The organism is Serratia sp. 506_PEND, from assembly GCF_001076875.1.
Lineage (GTDB): Bacteria > Pseudomonadota > Gammaproteobacteria > Enterobacterales > Enterobacteriaceae > Serratia > Serratia marcescens.
This window is the reverse complement of sequence record NZ_JVEL01000611.1, coordinates 1-16893: the sequence shown is the minus strand read 5'-3', so window position 1 is coordinate 16893 and position 16893 is coordinate 1. Positions and strand designations below refer to the sequence as shown.

The 16893-nt window shown below is 58.7% G+C and carries 16 protein-coding genes; 1 reads left to right on the top strand and 15 read right to left on the bottom strand.

The annotated features are described in order from the left end of the window. The 12 genes from ADK28_RS27860 to ADK28_RS27805 form a co-directional block, all read right to left on the bottom strand. Positions 1-960: DotU family type VI secretion system protein (locus tag ADK28_RS27860; protein ID WP_239686286.1), on the bottom strand; the 960-nt coding region annotated here is incomplete at its 3' end. A 21-nt stretch (positions 961-981) separates the two neighbouring features. Beyond that, on the bottom strand, positions 982-2328 hold the full coding sequence (gene tssK, locus ADK28_RS27855; protein WP_028128110.1) for a type VI secretion system baseplate subunit TssK: 1347 nt from the start codon (positions 2326-2328) through the stop codon (positions 982-984). 40 nt (positions 2329-2368) lie between these two features. Further along, positions 2369-2899: a type VI secretion system lipoprotein TssJ gene (gene tssJ, locus ADK28_RS27850; protein ID WP_042705419.1), complete on the bottom strand. Its 531-nt coding sequence runs from the start codon at positions 2897-2899 to the stop codon at positions 2369-2371. A gap of 29 nt (positions 2900-2928) precedes the next feature. After that, positions 2929-3429 (bottom strand): type VI secretion system accessory protein TagV, encoded by a 501-nt coding sequence (tagV, locus tag ADK28_RS27845; protein ID WP_033640008.1) that lies wholly within the window; start codon positions 3427-3429, stop codon positions 2929-2931. A gap of 48 nt (positions 3430-3477) precedes the next feature. Further along, the gene (locus tag ADK28_RS27840; protein ID WP_004934933.1) at positions 3478-3870 is read right to left on the bottom strand and encodes a DUF4150 domain-containing protein; all 393 of its coding nucleotides are present in this window, start codon (positions 3868-3870) and stop codon (positions 3478-3480) included. Positions 3871-3886: 16 nt separating this feature from the next. Next, positions 3887-4522: a DUF3540 domain-containing protein gene (locus tag ADK28_RS27835; protein WP_033640009.1), complete on the bottom strand. Its 636-nt coding sequence runs from the start codon at positions 4520-4522 to the stop codon at positions 3887-3889. A 30-nt stretch (positions 4523-4552) separates the two neighbouring features. After that, on the bottom strand, positions 4553-5620 hold the full coding sequence (locus ADK28_RS27830) for a pentapeptide repeat-containing protein (protein WP_048797252.1): 1068 nt from the start codon (positions 5618-5620) through the stop codon (positions 4553-4555). Beyond that, the gene (locus tag ADK28_RS27825; protein ID WP_048797251.1) at positions 5617-8169 is read right to left on the bottom strand and encodes a DUF2169 family type VI secretion system accessory protein; all 2553 of its coding nucleotides are present in this window, start codon (positions 8167-8169) and stop codon (positions 5617-5619) included. Before ADK28_RS27825 ends, ADK28_RS27830 begins: the two co-directional genes overlap by 4 nt. Before the next feature lie 171 nt (positions 8170-8340). Further along, the gene (locus tag ADK28_RS27820; protein WP_033640012.1) at positions 8341-8841 is read right to left on the bottom strand and encodes a hypothetical protein; all 501 of its coding nucleotides are present in this window, start codon (positions 8839-8841) and stop codon (positions 8341-8343) included. A gap of 86 nt (positions 8842-8927) precedes the next feature. Beyond that, on the bottom strand, positions 8928-9317 hold the full coding sequence (locus tag ADK28_RS27815) for a DUF3592 domain-containing protein (RefSeq protein ID WP_016927272.1): 390 nt from the start codon (positions 9315-9317) through the stop codon (positions 8928-8930). Between the two features lie 10 nt (positions 9318-9327). Beyond that, a complete protein-coding gene (locus tag ADK28_RS27810) occupies positions 9328-11667 on the bottom strand; it encodes a type VI secretion system Vgr family protein (protein ID WP_033640013.1) in 2340 nt (779 codons plus the stop codon). A 512-nt stretch (positions 11668-12179) separates the two neighbouring features. Continuing rightward, complete coding sequence (locus tag ADK28_RS27805) at positions 12180-13112, bottom strand: LysR family transcriptional regulator (protein WP_033640014.1); 933 nt, start codon at positions 13110-13112, stop codon at positions 12180-12182. Between the two features lie 97 nt (positions 13113-13209). Here ADK28_RS27805 and pcp point away from each other — a divergent pair, with 97 nt between their 5' ends. After that, positions 13210-13857: a pyroglutamyl-peptidase I gene (gene pcp / locus ADK28_RS27800; protein ID WP_033641394.1), complete on the top strand. Its 648-nt coding sequence runs from the start codon at positions 13210-13212 to the stop codon at positions 13855-13857. A gap of 45 nt (positions 13858-13902) precedes the next feature. Here pcp and ADK28_RS27795 read toward each other — a convergent pair whose 3' ends face one another. From ADK28_RS27795 to ydgT, 3 genes are all read right to left on the bottom strand, one after another. Continuing rightward, positions 13903-14934: an NADP-dependent oxidoreductase gene (locus tag ADK28_RS27795; RefSeq protein ID WP_048797250.1), complete on the bottom strand. Its 1032-nt coding sequence runs from the start codon at positions 14932-14934 to the stop codon at positions 13903-13905. Between the two features lie 84 nt (positions 14935-15018). After that, entirely contained in the window at positions 15019-15438 is a 420-nt protein-coding gene (gene uspC, locus ADK28_RS27790; RefSeq protein WP_016927278.1) for a universal stress protein UspC, read from the bottom strand. 197 nt (positions 15439-15635) lie between these two features. Beyond that, positions 15636-15851 (bottom strand): transcription modulator YdgT, encoded by a 216-nt coding sequence (gene ydgT / locus ADK28_RS27785; protein WP_004934895.1) that lies wholly within the window; start codon positions 15849-15851, stop codon positions 15636-15638. Positions 15852-16893 lie beyond the last annotated feature (1042 nt).

Sequence of the window (16893 nt, the reverse complement as noted above, 5' to 3'; positions counted from 1 at the left end):
GGCGCTGCGGATCGGCACGTTGTCGCTGTAGCCGGTGACCAGGATCTTGCCGCTGACGCCGTTCATGGCGGCGGCGATGCGGTCGATGACCGGGATATAGTTGGCGCGCACCGTGGTGGCGGCGGAGTCGAACAGCCCGTCGCCTTTCAGGATCACCACGCTTTGCTGCGCTTCGTCGCGCACCACCACCAACCCTTCGGCGATCTCTTTGCGCAGGAAGCTTTTCAGGCTCAGCGTCGGCGGCGCAGCCGGCGCCGGGTTACCGATCGCCACCTGCGGCAGATTGGTTTGGTAAATCGCCGCCAGCACCGGGCTGGTGTTGTCGCCCAGCCGCCAGTTGAGGGCGATAAACAGCAGCGAAGCCAGGAAGCCGGTCAGCGCCACGCAGGCCCACAGCGGCACCAGCGGGCGCCACAGTTTTTGCTGTACCGGCAGATCCAGCGCATGAGGCGACAGGGGAGGGGCGTAGCCGCCGCGCACCGTCCGGATCAGCTGCAGCAGACGCTGTTTCATGGTTTCCAGCTGAGAACGGCCGTTTTCCATGACCCGGTAGCGGCCTTCAAAGCCCAGCAGCAGGCAATAATTGATCAGCTCCAGCAGGTTGATGTGCTCACGCGGGCTCTGCGACAGCTTGGCCAGCAGCTGGAAAAACTTTTCGCCGCCCCAGGTTTCGTTATGGAAGGTCACCAGTAGCCCGCTGCCGGACCACACGCTGTTGCTGCCCCACGGGGTCAGCGCCGCTGCTTCATCCAGCGCGGTGCACAGGCAATAACGCGCGCCGATGATCACTTCGTACGGCAGATTGGCGCGTTGGCCGCGGATCTCGAAACGGCGCATTTCGTCGATCAGCTGTTGGCGCAGCTGCGCCGGGTTGGCGTGCGTAGCCGACTGGCGGATCTGCGAAATGGCGTTCAGCAGCGGGTTGGCGGCGTCCACCAGCGGATTGGCCGCCGGCGCCATGCTATTTTCCTGAGTCATAGGTTACCGGTCCGTATGGCTGCGAATCGCCCAAAATTCCATGTCCAGCCCCGGGAACTCGCCGGCCAGGTGCAGGGCGAAGGCGCTGGATTTTTCCATCTGTTTCCACAGGTCGCCGCCTTTTTCCAGCTCGAAATAGGTGTAGCCGGCGTGATAGGGGATCTGACGCGGCGCGGCGGGCATGGTGCGCAGGCCGATGCCCGGCAGCTGCAGCTGCACCAGATCGCGGATGCGCGTGACCGGGGCGATCTTCATCTGCGCCGGGAAGTGGGTCAGCAACACCTCGGCGGCCACGTCGGCGCGCACCGCCAACACGAAGCCGAAGTCGCGCATCATTTTGGCGTCCTGCACGGTGGCGACGTTCAGCCCGTGGGATCGTTCGACCAGCGTCAGCTGAATGGCGTTGTCTTCCAGCACCACCGACAATCCTTGACGCAGCAACAGCATCAGCTTGCCGAAGCACAGCGCCAGGTTGTCGTGGTCGTACACCGGCAGGCGGCCTTCCGGGGTGCGCTGCGCCGAGAAGCTGGCGAGCTCGGTGGCGAACTGCAGCCAATCGGCGAACAGGCGTTCCGGGTGCAGATGGTCGAGGTGATAGGCATGGCTCACCTGGCCAAGATGGCGGTTGATCAGCTGCAGCAGCATGAAATCGACCATTTCGGAACTGCCGCCGCGCCCCGGCTGCAGCAGGCGCTGGCTCATCTGCTGGCTGCGCTGCTGCAGCAGGCCCTGCAGATCGTTGATGAAGGTTTTCAGTACCGGATTGCCCTGGCAGTTCAGCATCGGCGGGATTTGCGCCGTATCAAGACGCAGACTGTTGTCGCCGCGCTTTTCCAGCACGCGGGTAACGCCGAGCGCCGTCCATTCGGCGTTGAGTTCACTCTCCAGCATCAGCCGCAGGCGCAGGCGGCCAAATTGCAGCGCCGCGCTGCCCACCGAGACGGCATTAAGATCGTCGACTTCGTTCTCGTAAGCCAGATAGCGCGCCAGCGCCTCCGGGCTTTCCTGAAAGATCACGTCTTCACGCCCTGCGCGGTAAGTCGGCAGGGCCAGCACCACGTTTTCACCGGTCTTGTTTTCGGCGATGCTCAGCGGCGCGGGCGCCTGCTGGGCGCCGGCAAAGCGAAACGGCGTGCCGTCCGGCATGATGCCGCTGGCGGCGTTGAGCGCAATTTTGCCCTGGCGCAGCAGCGTTTGGTCCAGATCCAGGGTGAGGAACCCCCAGAAACAGCCGCTGTGGGCCTGACCCCAGTTGCGCATATAGCCTTCGAGATAGTTTTCCGCCTGCTGGAAATGGTGAGGGCGCAAAAACATCCCCTCAGTCCAGACAACCTTATGAGCATCTTTCATCATCACACCTATAGTTACTTCGCTTCAGCGCAGCGGTAGGTCAGTCGACCTTTTTTACGGGACGCAGGCCATTCACGCCCGCGACGATATGCGCTTCCAGCTCATCCGGCGAGAATTGCCATACCTTGTAGAAATTGGTTTCGGTGGGCTCCGGCAGCGGCAGCGAAATGCGCCAGGTCTTGCCGTCCAGGTTTTGATACTCGGCGATTACGCCGATGTAACGTGCGTCCAACGCGCTTTGCCCGCCGAGCGTCTTGCCGGTCTGGCCCGGCGTCAGGAAGAACTGATCGCTGTCCAGCAGGCTATTGCCGAGCACGCTTTTGGCGTCGTTTTGCAGACTGAAGAAGTCGGCATCCATGAATTCCGCATCCGAACGCAGCAGCAGCACGCGAATTTTTATCGGCGCCGGTTGCGCGCCGGCGGCGGCGTTGACCTGGCGATCGGCATCGAACACCAGGCTGTAGCGCGACGGCACGCTTTTGGCGGAAGACATGCAACCGCCGAGCGCCAACGCGCCCAGCAGCAGAAACAGCATCCCGCACCAGCGGGAAGCGATAGGGGTCGTCATCATGGGAATCTCGTCGCCCGCAGGCGTACTGACTACTGGAGGATCCAGGTGGCTGAGCCGGCGTTTTTACACGCCTTGCTGTCGCCGCCGACTTTGACGCAGTCCTGTTTGGCGGCGCGCGCGCGGCGCGGCAGATCTTTGCGCAGCGTCGATTTGTAGCGCGCTTCCGGCACGCCGGCGTTGGCCTGGATATAACCCACCAGATCGCCGCCGCGGATGGCGGAGATCGCCAGCCAATTGTTTTCCACTTCGCCCAGCGCGTAGAACGCGGCGGCGTTGTCCAGGCTGCCGACGGCGGTGCCGGTATAATCGGGGCTGCTCATGATGCTGGCGGCGTACAGGCTGCGGTATTCCTCACCGATCGGTTTGAACTGTTTCGGCGTGCTTACCGCGGCGCGGTGCTTTAGCGTGACGCCATTGACTTCACTGCTGACGATGGCGTCGTTATTGAGCGCCGGCGGCGGTGGCGGAGGGGTGGAGCAACCGGCAAGCGTCAGGGCGGTCAGCAGCGTCAGGGTAATCCGTGTTTTCACAATATCCTCTTCTTCTTGATTGAATGGCTGTGTAATAAGGCGCCGTCATCAGGGCGCAAGCAGCAACACTTTTAATTGGCTCGGCACGATGCGCATGCCGAGCGCGTTGGTGGAATTCTGCAGGCTGAGGCTGGTCAGCCGGGTGGCCGGGGTGCCTTTGAGCAGCACGGTAAAGGCGCCGGTCAGGTGGCGGGACGGCCCCATCACCGTCCCGGAAGCGACCCCGGTGGCCACGCCGGGGTTGTCGCCGTTGGTCAGCGGCGTCACCGTCGCCATGTTGTGCGCCGGGGTGCCGACGAACAGAATATTGAATGCGTTCGGGATGGCGGTCGGCGCGAGGGCGATATCCGGGTAGGGCACGGGCACCGGCGCCGGGCTTGGCGTCAGACAGACGTCGGGAAACGCCAGGTCCACGCCGATCATTTGGCTGTTGGCAAACATAAAAGGCCTCCGCAGGTTATCCGACGTGGATTTGTTCCGAATCCAGCTTGGTGATGTCTTTCGAGGTAATCAGCGTGTTGCGGGCATGAATGCGGGCATAATCTTCCGCCTGGTAATCCAGCTGCCCGGCGCGCACGTGCTCGGTCTGGCGCACTTTGCGGAACAGCGAATGGCTGATCTGGCTGACTGAATGCCACAGCGACTCGCAGCGTTTGCCGACCAGGCGGCTGAGGCTGACGAAGGCCGACAGCTCTTCGCCGCTGTATTTCATCTTGTCGACGTGGCAGTCGCCGCTGTTCGCCTGCAGCGTCATGGCGTCGCCGCTCAGGTTCAGCGCCTGCGCGCCATGCAGCGACAGCGAACCGTTCGGCGTTTCAATGTGCAGATCGCCTGCGACGCAGAGCCGCGCTGCGTTTTGCGGTTCCGCGCGCTCGAGGACAGCGATCGCCCACAGCTGGTGGCCGCAGCCGGCGACCAGCACGTTATCGCCGAGGGCCGGCGTCAGCAGGCAGCTCGCCGCCCGGCGGCAATGCCAGCCGCGGCCTTCGCACTCCACCACCAGGCTGCCGTCCGGCAACAGGTTGACGACCTGGCCGGCGGCCTGCTGGGGCGGTGCGATGTTGACGGCGCGAGTTGTGTTGGCAACGCTCATGGTGATCCCCTCGTGAAGTGGTCAATGCATTCAGATTCGGCTCTGGCGCTGTGCGCTCCAGGTTTCAGCGGCGTACAGCTCTTCGTCGCTCTCGAGAATGCCGCTGCGATCGCCCCAGCGCGTTTGCTGCTGGTGGGCGCGGTGCATGCGGGTGCGCATAAAACGCGCGCGCCGGAAATCGGCGGCGCCGATGTCGGCGTAACAGAAGTCGGCGTAGGTCAGGTCGCTGTCGCTGAAATCACAGCGCGCCGCGCGGCTGCGCTGGAACACGCATTGATACAGGCGCGCCTGGCTAAAGTTGGCGGCGTCCAGCGTCGCTTCGCTGAAGATCGCCTGATCGAACTGCCCGCTGCGGCACTGCGCGTGGGTCAGATTGGCTTCCAGCCACAGTGACTGCTGCGCTTGCACACCCGTCAGGTTGGCGCGCCGCAGCGAAGCGCCCTTGAAGTTGCTTTGGCGCAACGTCGCCTGGCTGAAATCGACGTCGTCCAGTTGGTTATCGGTAAACTGGCAGGCGATGAGACGCTGCCCGGCGTAACTTTTGCCGCGGTGGTCACATTCGAAAAACGTGACGCGGTCGAAATCAACCCCTTCAAACCTTGTTTCACAGAGATTTAATCGAAAGAATGTGACAAGTGACAGCCTCGTATGGCTTAAATCTGCGCCGTCGAGCGGGCTTTCGTAAAAGGTGGTGCGATCGTGCTGAGTGGCGGAAAAATTCGCGCCGGCCAATTGGCATGACATCCAGTGGCTTTGGTTGAGCGACAGCCGGCTGAAGTCGCTCTGTTCAAGCCGGCAGTCGTTGAACATCGTCAGTTCGATATGGCTCTCGCTGAAGCGGCCGCCCGCCATGACGCACTGATTGAAGGCCGTTTGCTTCAGGTTCGCCCGCGCAAATTGAGCGTGTTCGAGCCGGCAATCGCTGAAGACGCTGTCGCGCAGATCGCAATCGGAGAAGTTCACGCCGTTCAGGTTCAGTTCGTTGAACATGCCGCCGGCCAAATCCATACCGGCGAATGACAGGCCGTGCAAATCCTCACCGGCAATCAGCTCGCCGCGTTTCACGCGCTGGCGTATCTGCTCAGGTTTTGACGTCATACTTCCTTCCCGTTATGGCGAGGCAATGTTTTCACCCTGGCGGTATAGGCACCGTCGAGCCGGGTCGCCTGATCCACTTGCGACTGCGACAAATCGGCCCGGAACAGATTGGCGCCCTGCAGGTCGGCGCCTGACAGCACGCATTTTTGCAGGATCGCCGCGATGAAATTGGCGTCGCGCAGGTTGGCCTGGGACAGATCGCAGCGAATGAACAGGCTGCCGCTGCCGTTGGCCTGACGGAAATCGGCCTCGTTCAGCCGGGTTTCCGACAGGTCGCAGTTGTCGAGGCGCGCGCGGTTGAAATTCGCCCGCTGCAACGGCATCTGGCGCAAATTGCACTGGTTCAGCGTCGCGTCGCTGAAATCCGCCTGCGGCAACAGCGTCTTGGCCGCGAAGGCGCAGGCGGTGAGGCGTGCGGCGCGGAAGCTGAGGCTTTGCGTCTCGGTATCAACCCAGGCGCAGCTCTCTAGCCGCGCCCGATCGAAGTTCACCGCCAGCAGCCGGCATTTGACGAAGCTGACTTTGTCGAGCCGGGCGTGGCTGAATGTCAGCTGCTCCAGTTGCAGCTCCATCAGCGTAATGTTGGCCAGCGTGGCGCGGTTGAAGTCACACTGCCCGAGCAGGGTTTCGTATCCCAGCAAGTCGCGTAACGACGCCATCGTGAAATCGCAGCGTTGAAACAACGTTTGCTGAATGTTGGTTTCGTGCAACCGCGCGCCGCCGAAATCCGTCGCTTCGCATTTCGCCAGGGCCAAGGAGGCGTGGCTCAAATCGGCCTGCTGTAAGACGGCGCCGCTGAGATCGGCGCGCGCCAACATCGCCTCGCGAAGATCGCAACCCACCAATTGGGTTTGGCGCAGATCGGCGTTTTCCAGCAAAGCGCCGCGCAAGTTAGCCTGGCAGAGATCCATGCCGGACAGATCGGCGCCGGTGAGATCAAGACCGCTGAGATCCTTATCGCGCAGCATGGCGGCGGCGACGCGTTGGCGAATGATTTGCGCCAGATCGCCACGCAAACGCAGTGCAGGGCTTTGCGCCTGCGCCGACATTAAATACATTTGATGCAGCGCGCGCTCGCTTTCCCCACGCTGTTTAGCGCTAAACGCGTCGGGATGGCGGCGCGCCTCCTGGAACAGCAGATCGCGTTGCTGCTGGTAGCTTTCCGCACCGGATGGCGGCACGTGATCCCCACCGGGGTTGAGCGGATCGATGCCCTCGGCTTGCGTCAGCTTGAGCATGTCCTGATACTGCGCCTCGGCCTGGTTTTCCAGGCGCTCGACGAATTCGGCGAGCTGGTCAAGCTTCGGCGGCGCCTCTTGCGACGGGCGCGGGAAAAGTTCATCGATGTCTTGCCCCTCGCGCAGCAGACGCTGGCGATGCTCTTCGCGTTGCTGGTGCTCGTAGGCGGCGATATTTTCCGCCATCGGGCTTTGCTGCGTCGGCGTTTCCGTATCCAGCCAGGCGCCGATGCACGCCTCCGGCAGCAACTCTTGTTCACGAAAAGCGTGCAGAGCACCCCGTTCTTTATCCAGCCGCTGGGCCAACACCTGCCGATAATGCGCGGTGGAGCGGGGCTCGCCTTCGGTTTCCAGGGCCGGCATCAGCTGCATCACGTCGGCGGCATCGTCTTCATTGATGCGTGTGCTGCCCTGATAAATCAGCAGCATCTGTTCCCGATGTGGGAAGAACCAGACGGTGGTGTGGCGCATCGCGATCTCATCGAAATGCGTTTCGCCGCCGCGCAGCCGGTTGATGAAACAGCGCGCGCGCCACGGCGGCAAATGCCCTTGCTGCACCGGTTCTGAAGGGTGCATGTTCCAAATCCGATAGGCGGCCCGGGGCGGCAAGCTGTCGCGTTGAGGAAACTGCTGATCGCTTTCCGCCATGTTGAACAGGCGCCAGTCGATATCGTTGGCGAAGCCGGGAAAGCCGTTTTTCAACCAGTCGGCGTCGTAGTTTTTGCCGATGCGGGAGAAGCGGCGCGGCCAGGTGATATCCAACGCGTCAAAGCTTGCCGGTTGCGCGCTTTGCCGAGAAGACGCAAGGCGCCCCTGCAGGGGTTCAACATTGGGTAGGCGATGGATGCGGCCTTGCGGAAATGTTTCTGGGGTGGCGCCGATGCCGTGCGGATTATCGGCGAACTGTGCACCGCCGTAAGCCCGGCGCCAGTCCAGACGCATCTCTGCAAAAGGGAGGGGAGTAGAGGGGCGATCGTTGATCCAATGGCGATCGCCGAAAACCACCAGCGTTTTTTCCAGCGAATCAAGCTGGATCTTCACGGCGCAAGCGGTTTTGTCTTGTTGATGATGGGTGTAGGCGTTGCCGGTGGCGAGAAACTCCGCGCAGGCTTTTGGGATAGCCAAATCGAGCACGCCGCCGCTCAACGTGAGTTCGTCGGCGGCCAACTGCCACAACTCCGGTTCGGGACGCAGGCGCGGGGCTGCCCCCATGTCGGCCAAGGCCAAAACGGAAACGCCCAGATGGTTTTGCCCTTGCCAAGAGAAGGGTCGATGAAGCGCGCTGAGGCGCAGAGGTTTTACGACTTTCATTGTGTGTGTAAAGCTTCCTGTGGATATCAGCCGGCAGCCAGGCTGCTTGCTCAAAAACAATCCGTTTTTCGGTTTAATAGATATCAGGCTATGTCACAACAGATGAAGAAAACGATGCGGCGTTCAGAGCCGATCGCCAATGCGGGGAGCGCCCCGCTTCGAAATGGATGATCAAGAGGACAGTGCGTTGTCCTTTCCGCTTATTCCACGAGCCAGCAGGACAGCCGCCACGGACAACGCCGCGGCGATCGCCTTGGCAAGCAATTGGCCGGCGCTCTCCAGGTGATAGGGCGCAAAGAAGCCGACGTCGGCGGTGCCCAGGATCAGCAGCGCGGCGAGCGCCGCAAAACAGGGCAGCTCTATCGCCAGCGCCAGGCGGCCGGTGGGCGCCGTACCCAGGTAACTCATCAAAAAGCCGGGAAAAATCAGCAATCCGATCAGTTCTGCGGGGGCATTCACCGCAGACATCACCTGCTGGTTGTATTTCAGGAGCGCCAGCATCAGCGCGACAAAGATCAGCAGCCGCAAAGGCAACGTGGCCGCTCGGTTGGCCGACAAAAAGGTTTTGCCGATCGCAGCGAGCAATACGCAGCCAACCAGGATGCCAAAGAAGGTAAACAGGATTTGTCCCCAGAGGCTGTCCTGCGTCGAAAAGGCAATGAACGTGCCCATCGTGACACTTCCTTATGCAAGGTGATTTCGCGAACTGATGAACGATAAGCTGTTTCGGATCGCGTGATTGAAGGGATGCTTTTCGCTCAAAGCCGGGAAAGCTCTTCGATCACCGCTTTTTTGGGATTCTTCGGATCGTACTTTATCGCGATGAAATGGCCCGGTTGATAACGCGGCAGATCCACGACGCTGATCGGGCCTTTCGCCACGGCCGTACGGTTTTTCCCGTCTTGGGCGATGTACTTGACTTCGACTTCGCAGACCGGCCGATTCCCGTCCCACAGGTTGGTCTGGCGAATGCTGACGATTTGCCCTGAGGCGGAAATACCGTTCTCCATCACGCTGAGGGAAGAACCGATATGTTTGAAATAACCCCAGATATCGACCGTGATGAATTTGAAAAAGCCCACCAGGCTGAGAATGGGAGCCAATAAAATCAAACCGATAACGGTGAAAACATTTTTGGCCTTCGACATGGGTGTCCCTTTACAAGAAGATCGCCAGCGCCTTGGTGCTCAATCGTAAGGCACCGTTGGTCACCAGCGCGCCAAGCTGCGTGAACGTCATGGGATCATTACTGAGCTTGAAATTGGTTTTGCTGATCGACAGCGGGTTGTGCGAAATATCGAGCATCGTGTGTTTCAGGCTGGCCCCTGTCAACGCAAGATTTGAACCGTAAAAGGCGAAGTTGGCCCCGGTCGCCACCCATTTCAAGCCGTGGCAGTTGTCTTTCCAGCTCGGTGTTTGCACCGATACGCCGTCGCTGCTGGTGATATTGATCGTTTTCGCTTTGATGGTCAGCGTGCCGGTGATCGTTGTGCTCTGATCGTTTTTGTAGGTCTCGGTGACATTCCCGGTTACGGTGGCGGTTTGGCCGCCGCCTTTAATCGTCAATTCCTGCCCGCCGGCGGAGATGGTGGTGTGCTGCCCGCCGGAAGTGATGTTGACCGTTTGCCCTTGTTTGATGGTGCTGGTTTGTTGCCCCTCGGTAATGTCGAGGGTCTGGTTGCCTTTGACCGTGACATGCTGGGTTTGCGTAATGTTTTGCGTCTGCGCGCCGTCGAGCTTGAAGGACTGATTGCCGGTGATGTCGATTTTATCGCCGCCGTCGATAATCGTCAGGTCGCGGCCGCCTTTGATGTTCACCGTCTGATGAGCGTTCAGGTTGGCGGTTTCCAGCCCATTGACCGTCGTGGTGCGTTTCGCTTTGTACAGGAACGTGGCGTCGCCGGTGACGGTGTCGTCCTGCTGGCGACCGATGATGGTGGTGCGACTGCCGTCAATATTGACGTTCTTGTCGTTTTCCACCGTCATGTTCATGTTGCGTTCGGCGTGCATATCGAAAGATTCGTTGCCGGGCGAGTCTTCCAGGAACAGGAAGCTGGCGTTGTCGACGCCGCCGCCTTTGCTGCGGCTCATAAAGCCCATTTTGGTGGCGTCGCCGGGCAGATCCCAAGGCGGCATGCTGTCTTCGTTGTAAACGCGGCCGGTGATGATGGGGCGATCCGGATCGCCATTGATAAAGTCGACCACCACTTCCTCACCCACGCGCGGGATCTGGATCCCGCCGTATTTCCAGCCGGCCCAGGCGCTGGAGACGCGCACCCAGCAGGAGCTGGTTTCGTTGCCGCTGCCGTGGCGATCCCAACGGAACTTGAGTTTCACCCGGCCATATTTATCGGTCCAGATGCTTTCGCCTTCCGGGCCCACCACTTCGGCAGTTTGCGGGCCATGGGTTTTCGGCCAGGGCGTGGTGCGCGCCGGGCGCCAATTGATGTCCGCCGGAACGACCTGAAATTCGGTTCGCTGCTCGCCGACGTCGTTATCGTTGCTGGCGTAGCTGTTTTCCTGCATGAAGTAATGCGCGCTGACCACCAGGTAGGCGCGGTTGTCTTCCATACGCGGCGCCTGGGTCAGTTGAAAACGGTAGCCGGGCGCAATGCCCTGCGAATTGCCTTCGCCGCTCATCTGCTCATGCTGCGCTTCGAACTCCTGTTGGCGAACCTTGACGTAAAACTGGCCATGGGCGTGATCGGTATAACGGCCGGGCCAGTCGAACACCTCGGCTTTGTCCTGCGCGAACGAGGCGGGATTTTGCCGGGCTTCCAGCAACCGCGCGCGCGGCTTGCGAAAATCGTAGTCATCCAGGCTATACAGGCTGGGCGTGATGGCGTCAGAAACGCTCCAGCTATTGATGCTGTCTTTGTTTTCCACCAGGCCGCCTTCCGCGAGCTGATAGGGAATGCTGGCGTAGCCGGCGAGTTCCTGATGCGCCGCCGGCGCGTCAGCCAGCACCAGCGTATGGCCGTCTTGCTGGTGCGTGAAATAGTAATAGATGCCTTCGTGTTCCATCAGACGGCTGATGAAATCGAAATCGCTCTCCTGGTACTGCACGCAGTACCCCCAGATACGGTAGTCGTAACTCAGGCGGTTATCGATTTTCACCTGATACTGCCCCAGCACCTGAGTCAGGATGTCGGGAACGGTCTTTTCCTGGTAGATGCGAAAATCGCGGTTTTGCGTCAGATACCACAGCGTGGGGCGCAGCACGGCGCGGTAGATATAGTAACGGTTGCCGCCGGCTTCTCGCCCGGAGAGGGTCATGCGCGTGATATTGCCGTTGAGATAACGCGGCGCCAACGGATTGCCCCGCAGCTCCAGCGTGATTTTTTGTCCCAGCAGCGCTTTCAGATCGAGCCGATTGTCGGGGCTGAGCAGCTCGACGTCGAATTCGAACAGGCCGGCCAGTTTTTCCTCACCGGAAAGGCTTCTGAACAACAGCTGATGGGCGGGCAAAGGCGTGTGCGCAATGATAAGACGATCCATACTATTCCCCGGTTTAGGCATAGCTACCGCACGAGAATTGACGCGCGATCCCGATGGCGTATCTGTCACGAATGGAGACAGGAACTGACGAAAGATTTAACAAAGTTTACACAAAGGCACGATTTGTGCAGTCTACAATAGAGCACTGCATTTGCAAAATAGCCTTGTGGATCAATGCTCAATTCGTTAACTTGCTCACGATCTTGTTTTTTATCATTTAAAACATATGGATGCGGGTAGATCATTTTTTATCTCAAATTATTGGGCAATTGGTAATACCAAAAAATAAATGTGTAACACATAAGTCAACGTGCTTATAAAACAACTCTTTTTTTACGTAAAAAAAGTCACTGACTGTTTTTTATCCTTACCATTTGCCAGTTAAAGATGATCAAATATATAAATTTGGCGAATGTTAATTCGGATGATTCCTATTTGGTGGGCGTCCCAGGGCCCGCCGACGGGCCTGGGAACATGCGTTTGAACGGTTGAAAATGCAGCGAATGCCGCCGTTATCGTGGAGAGGAGGCGAAGGAGAGTTGACCTATCAGCTCGCAGAGCCAGATTAAAGCCGGGTCGCGTTGCGCCTGCCGGCCGGCGATCAGCTCAATGGGGAAAGGCGCGATGGCCAACTCGTCAGGCAGCGGGAGAATGCGTACGCGTTGCGGATCGGAAAAATGCCGGGCCGCGCTGGCGGCCAGCGTGGCGATCAGATCGCTGTCGGCGACCACGGCCGGCAGAGCGGCAATGTGTGAAAAGGTCACGGCAACGCGCCGTTGGCCGCCGATTTCCGCCAGACGCCGGTCGACCAACCCTCTGGCAGAGCCGTCGTCTGCCGGTGCGTACAGCCCATGCGGCAGGCTGAGGTAGCGCGCCAGATCCCAGCGGCCGTCCGCCAGCTGTGGGTGTGAACGGCTGGCGATACACACCAGATGTTCTTCAAACAACGTGCGCACATAGTGGCTTTCCGCACCGGAAAGGTGCCCTCCCAGCGCGATATCCACCTCACCGCGATCCAGCTGCCGGTAAATATTGTGGCGATCCAGGCGCGAAACGCGAATATCGATGCCGGGGGCAGTCTGACGCAACCGGCTGATGATGGCGGGCAGCAGCAAGATATCGGCATAGTCGCCGGCCGCCAGCGTAAAACGCCGCTGCCCGGCGGTGGCCGGGTCGAAATGGGCAGGGGGCGCCAACGCCAGATGGATCTGTTCAAGCACCCGCTGTATTTGCGGCATCAACTGGTGGGCGCGCGGCGTGGGCGCCATGGCGCCGCCGCTGCGAATAAACAGCGGATCGTTCAGAAGAATGCGCAGCCGCGCCAATGCATTGCTGACGGAAGGTTGCGCGCGGTTAAGACGCCGGCCTGCGGCGGTGACGTTGCGCGTCTGATACAACGCCTCAAACACCACCAGCAAGTTGAGATCGACGCTGGATAAATTCATTTCATGAATACCCTATATAAAGATAATCCATTTCCAGAATCATACTGCGTTCTTTAGGCTGGAAGTACACGAATTTAGCCTTCAATCAGGGGAAATGATGAACAAAGTCTTGATCACCGGCATTGAGCCGTTCGATGGTGATGCGGTGAATCCTTCCTGGCAGATTGCGCAGGCGTTGGCCGGTGAACATATTGCCGGCGCGGAGATCGTGGTGCTCGAGCTGCCCTGCGTATTGGGCGTGGCCAATCAGCAGTTGATCGCGGCGATTGAGGCATTGCAGCCGCTGGCGGTGATTTGTCTGGGGCTGGCCGGCGGCCGGGCCGAGATATCCCTGGAACGGGTGGCCATCAATCTGATCGATGCCCGCATTCCCGACAATGCTGGTAAACAGCCGATTGACGTGCCGGTGGTGGCCGGCGGGCCGGTGGGCTATTTCAGTACGCTGCCCGTCAAGGCCGCGGTGCAGCAACTGCGCCGGCAGGGGATCCCCGCGGCGGTCTCTTATACGGCAGGCACCTACAACTGCAACCATATTTTTTATGGTCTGCGTCACTATCTGGAGACGCATCATTCGCGGGTCAGGGGCGGGTTCGTGCATATTCCGTACAGCCATGAACTGGCGGCAGCGCACCCGGGCAAGCCGAGCATGGCGCTGGCGACGATGGTGGAAGCGGTGCGCACTGTCGTGCAGGTGACGCTGACGGTAGAGGAAGATGTGCGATTCGGCGATGGCGCCGTACATTAGCCGTACATTAAAAGCAGGGCGTGGCGCACCACGCCCTGCTGCGGGTTATTCGTCGGCGACGCGGATCACCAGTTTGCCGAAATTTTTGCCCTGCAGCAGGCCGATAAACGTCTGCGGCGCCTGCTCCAGCCCGTCGACGATGTCTTCGCGGAACTTGATTTTCCCCTGTTCGACCCAACTGCTCATTTGTTGCAAGAACTCGTCAAAGCGAGCGCCGTAGTCGTCAAAGATGATAAAGCCCTGCATGCGGATGCGTTTGCGCAGGATCAGCCCCTCCAGCAGCGGCAAGCGGTCCGGCCCCGCGGGTAATCCGGTGGCATTGTAATGGGCGATGATGCCGCATACCGGAATGCGCGCTTTGGTGTTCAACAGCGGCAGTACGGCGTCGAACACCGCCCCGCCGACATTCTCGTAATAGATGTCGATACCCTGTGGGCAGACAGCGGCCAACCGTTCGGCAAAGTCTGGGGCGCGGTGATCGATACAGGCGTCGAAACCCAACTCTTCCACTACATAGCGGCATTTTTCCGCACCGCCGGCGACGCCGACGACGCGGCAGCCTTTCAGTTTGCCGATTTGGCCGACCACCGAACCAACCGCACCGCTGGCGGCGGCCACCACCAGCGTTTCACCCGCCTGCGGTTGGCCGATGTCGAGCAGCCCCATGTATGCGGTAAATCCCGGCATGCCGAGCACGCCCAGCAGGCGGGAAGGGTGCGGCAAATGCGGGCCGAGGTTGCGCAGGCCGCTGCCGTCGGACAGCGCATATTCCTGCCAGCCGTCATATCCCAACACCCCATCGCCGACGTTGAAATCGGGATGCTGTGAGGCCGCCACGCGCGATACCGTACCGCCCACCATCACCTGGCCGATCTCCACCGGCGGCGCATAGGAGGGGGCATCGCTCATGCGTCCGCGCATATAAGGATCCAACGACAGATAGACGGTGCGCAGCAGCAGTTGGCCGGCACCGGGTTGCGGTGCGGGGACGGTATCGAGACGGAAGTTCGCCGCCGTCGGTTCGCCGTGCGGACGCGAGGCCAGCAGGAAGCGGCGGTTCTGTTGAGAAGGGGACATCGAAAGCTCCTTTGTGTTGCGGCAAACAAGGTCCGTTAAGCCTAGTCCAGGGGCGCTAAGGGGACGTGACCGAATGTGCTTAGCTCAGAGCGGAACGATCAGCACGTCGATATGACTGATATTGATAAAGCGGGCGGCGGAACAGGAGACTTTGTTCATCATGCTGTCTCGGTGATTGCCGCAGAGCAGCAGGTCAAACGGTTGACGGCGGCTGGCGAATGCCAGGCTGTCACCCAGCTCGCCATGCACGATCAGCGTATCGGCGATAGGGTAGCCGGCGCGTTGGCGCAGTTCTTCCATAAACAGCCGGGTTTCCTCTTCCATCAGCGAGCGCAAATCGCCCAGCATCGGCCCGGCGAAATTATTGTACATTTCCGGATTGGCGAGGGTGCTTAACAGGGTGATGCTGCCGCCGTAAGGGCGAACGATGGAGACGGCCTTTTCCACCAGGCGGTGGCTGTCAGGGGCAACGGCGACGGTGACCAGAACGTTTTGATACCCCATATCCGACTCCTTGTTGTATCCATCGTGTTTCAGGCTGCCGCATCGGCGGCCTTGGTGGAAGCACTGCGTCGGATAAAGGGTAGAACCTGGTGAGCCTAATAAATGTGTTTCATATCACGCGCGGCAATAAAAGCTGAATTTATCCCGGTTATATAGCAATAAAAGATAAAACCGTTGCCGCACGTAATTTCACTGAATTAAAGCACCTGTGCCCACAGCGTTTTCGGCACCTTGCCCAGATCGAACAATTTACCGGCAACCAGCTCGGCGCGACGGTGATCGGCGGCACGGTACATATTGCTCATTTCCGTATCGTTTTCAATGGAGTAGTTCAGTTTGTCGTACACCTTCTCCAGGCTGTCCAAAGAGGAGCATTTACGAAATGTCAGCAGATATTCGAGCGTATCAGTCATGATTAAAATATAGCCTGTTAATAGTTAAAGCCGGGTGAATAACACATGGCGACTCACGGCGACGCCGTCGAGGCAGCGATGTACGACCTGACAAAAATCATTTCAATTAGATAAATTGCACTGGGTAATGATGTCACGCCGCCCGTAGCGGCGCTTTGATAAATCATAATATGCCAGTGCGCCGTCAGCAATCTCAGCCTGCTGATTAATGGAGAAATAGGGAAAGTCTCAGGGCGGTTGACGGCCGACGCGTCGTCATTCGTGCTGTGCACCAGCGCGCGGTGCCGTGCCGGGCCTCTTTTGCGGTGATTTTTTCACCCGGCCGTGGCGCCGTCGCGGCATTGGGCGGTGTTTGTCGCCGCTGCTTGCGTTGAAAAACCGTTTTTTCGATGACGAAATATCAACAGTAAAACAAAACTGCGTTTTATTTTATGACAATGAAGTGATGAAAGCCAAAGCCATGTAAATAATCTCTGGGGTGAGGGGGAATTATCTCGGCGTCAGAAAAAGAAATAAAAAGCATTAAAGTTTTATGAGTTGCCGCCGATATAACGTTTTGGGGAAATTTAACTCAAAAAAAGCATTCTTGCATCGTGCTAATACGGAAACATATCGTTACGTCTGTTAGCTTGTTCACTACGCCTGCGAATCATTGATAAGCCATAATCACCTGATGTTGAAAATTAGAACAGCCTCAGGCGGAGGGCTTAAGTCAAATCCGATAGCTAATAACCTTATAGTTTACATTGGTTATTTTTCAGCTTGGATATTTTTTAGTAACTCAAATGGTTATTTATACTGAGTTTGTTGCCTATATGCAGATTTTTGTTCTGTTATTTTGGTTTGGTGATGCTTTTGTTCGAATTGATCTAAAAAAGATAATTTTTTGGCGGATAAACATTGTTTTTAAGACGTTTTTTTACCTATGGCTGTTTTGTGAGCAAATTGGCGGTCAATAAATGAACGTATTTGGGTGTATTTGGCTTAATTATTTTTTATTTTTGTGATCTATGTCACATTGTATTTAAAATTGCCTCTCACT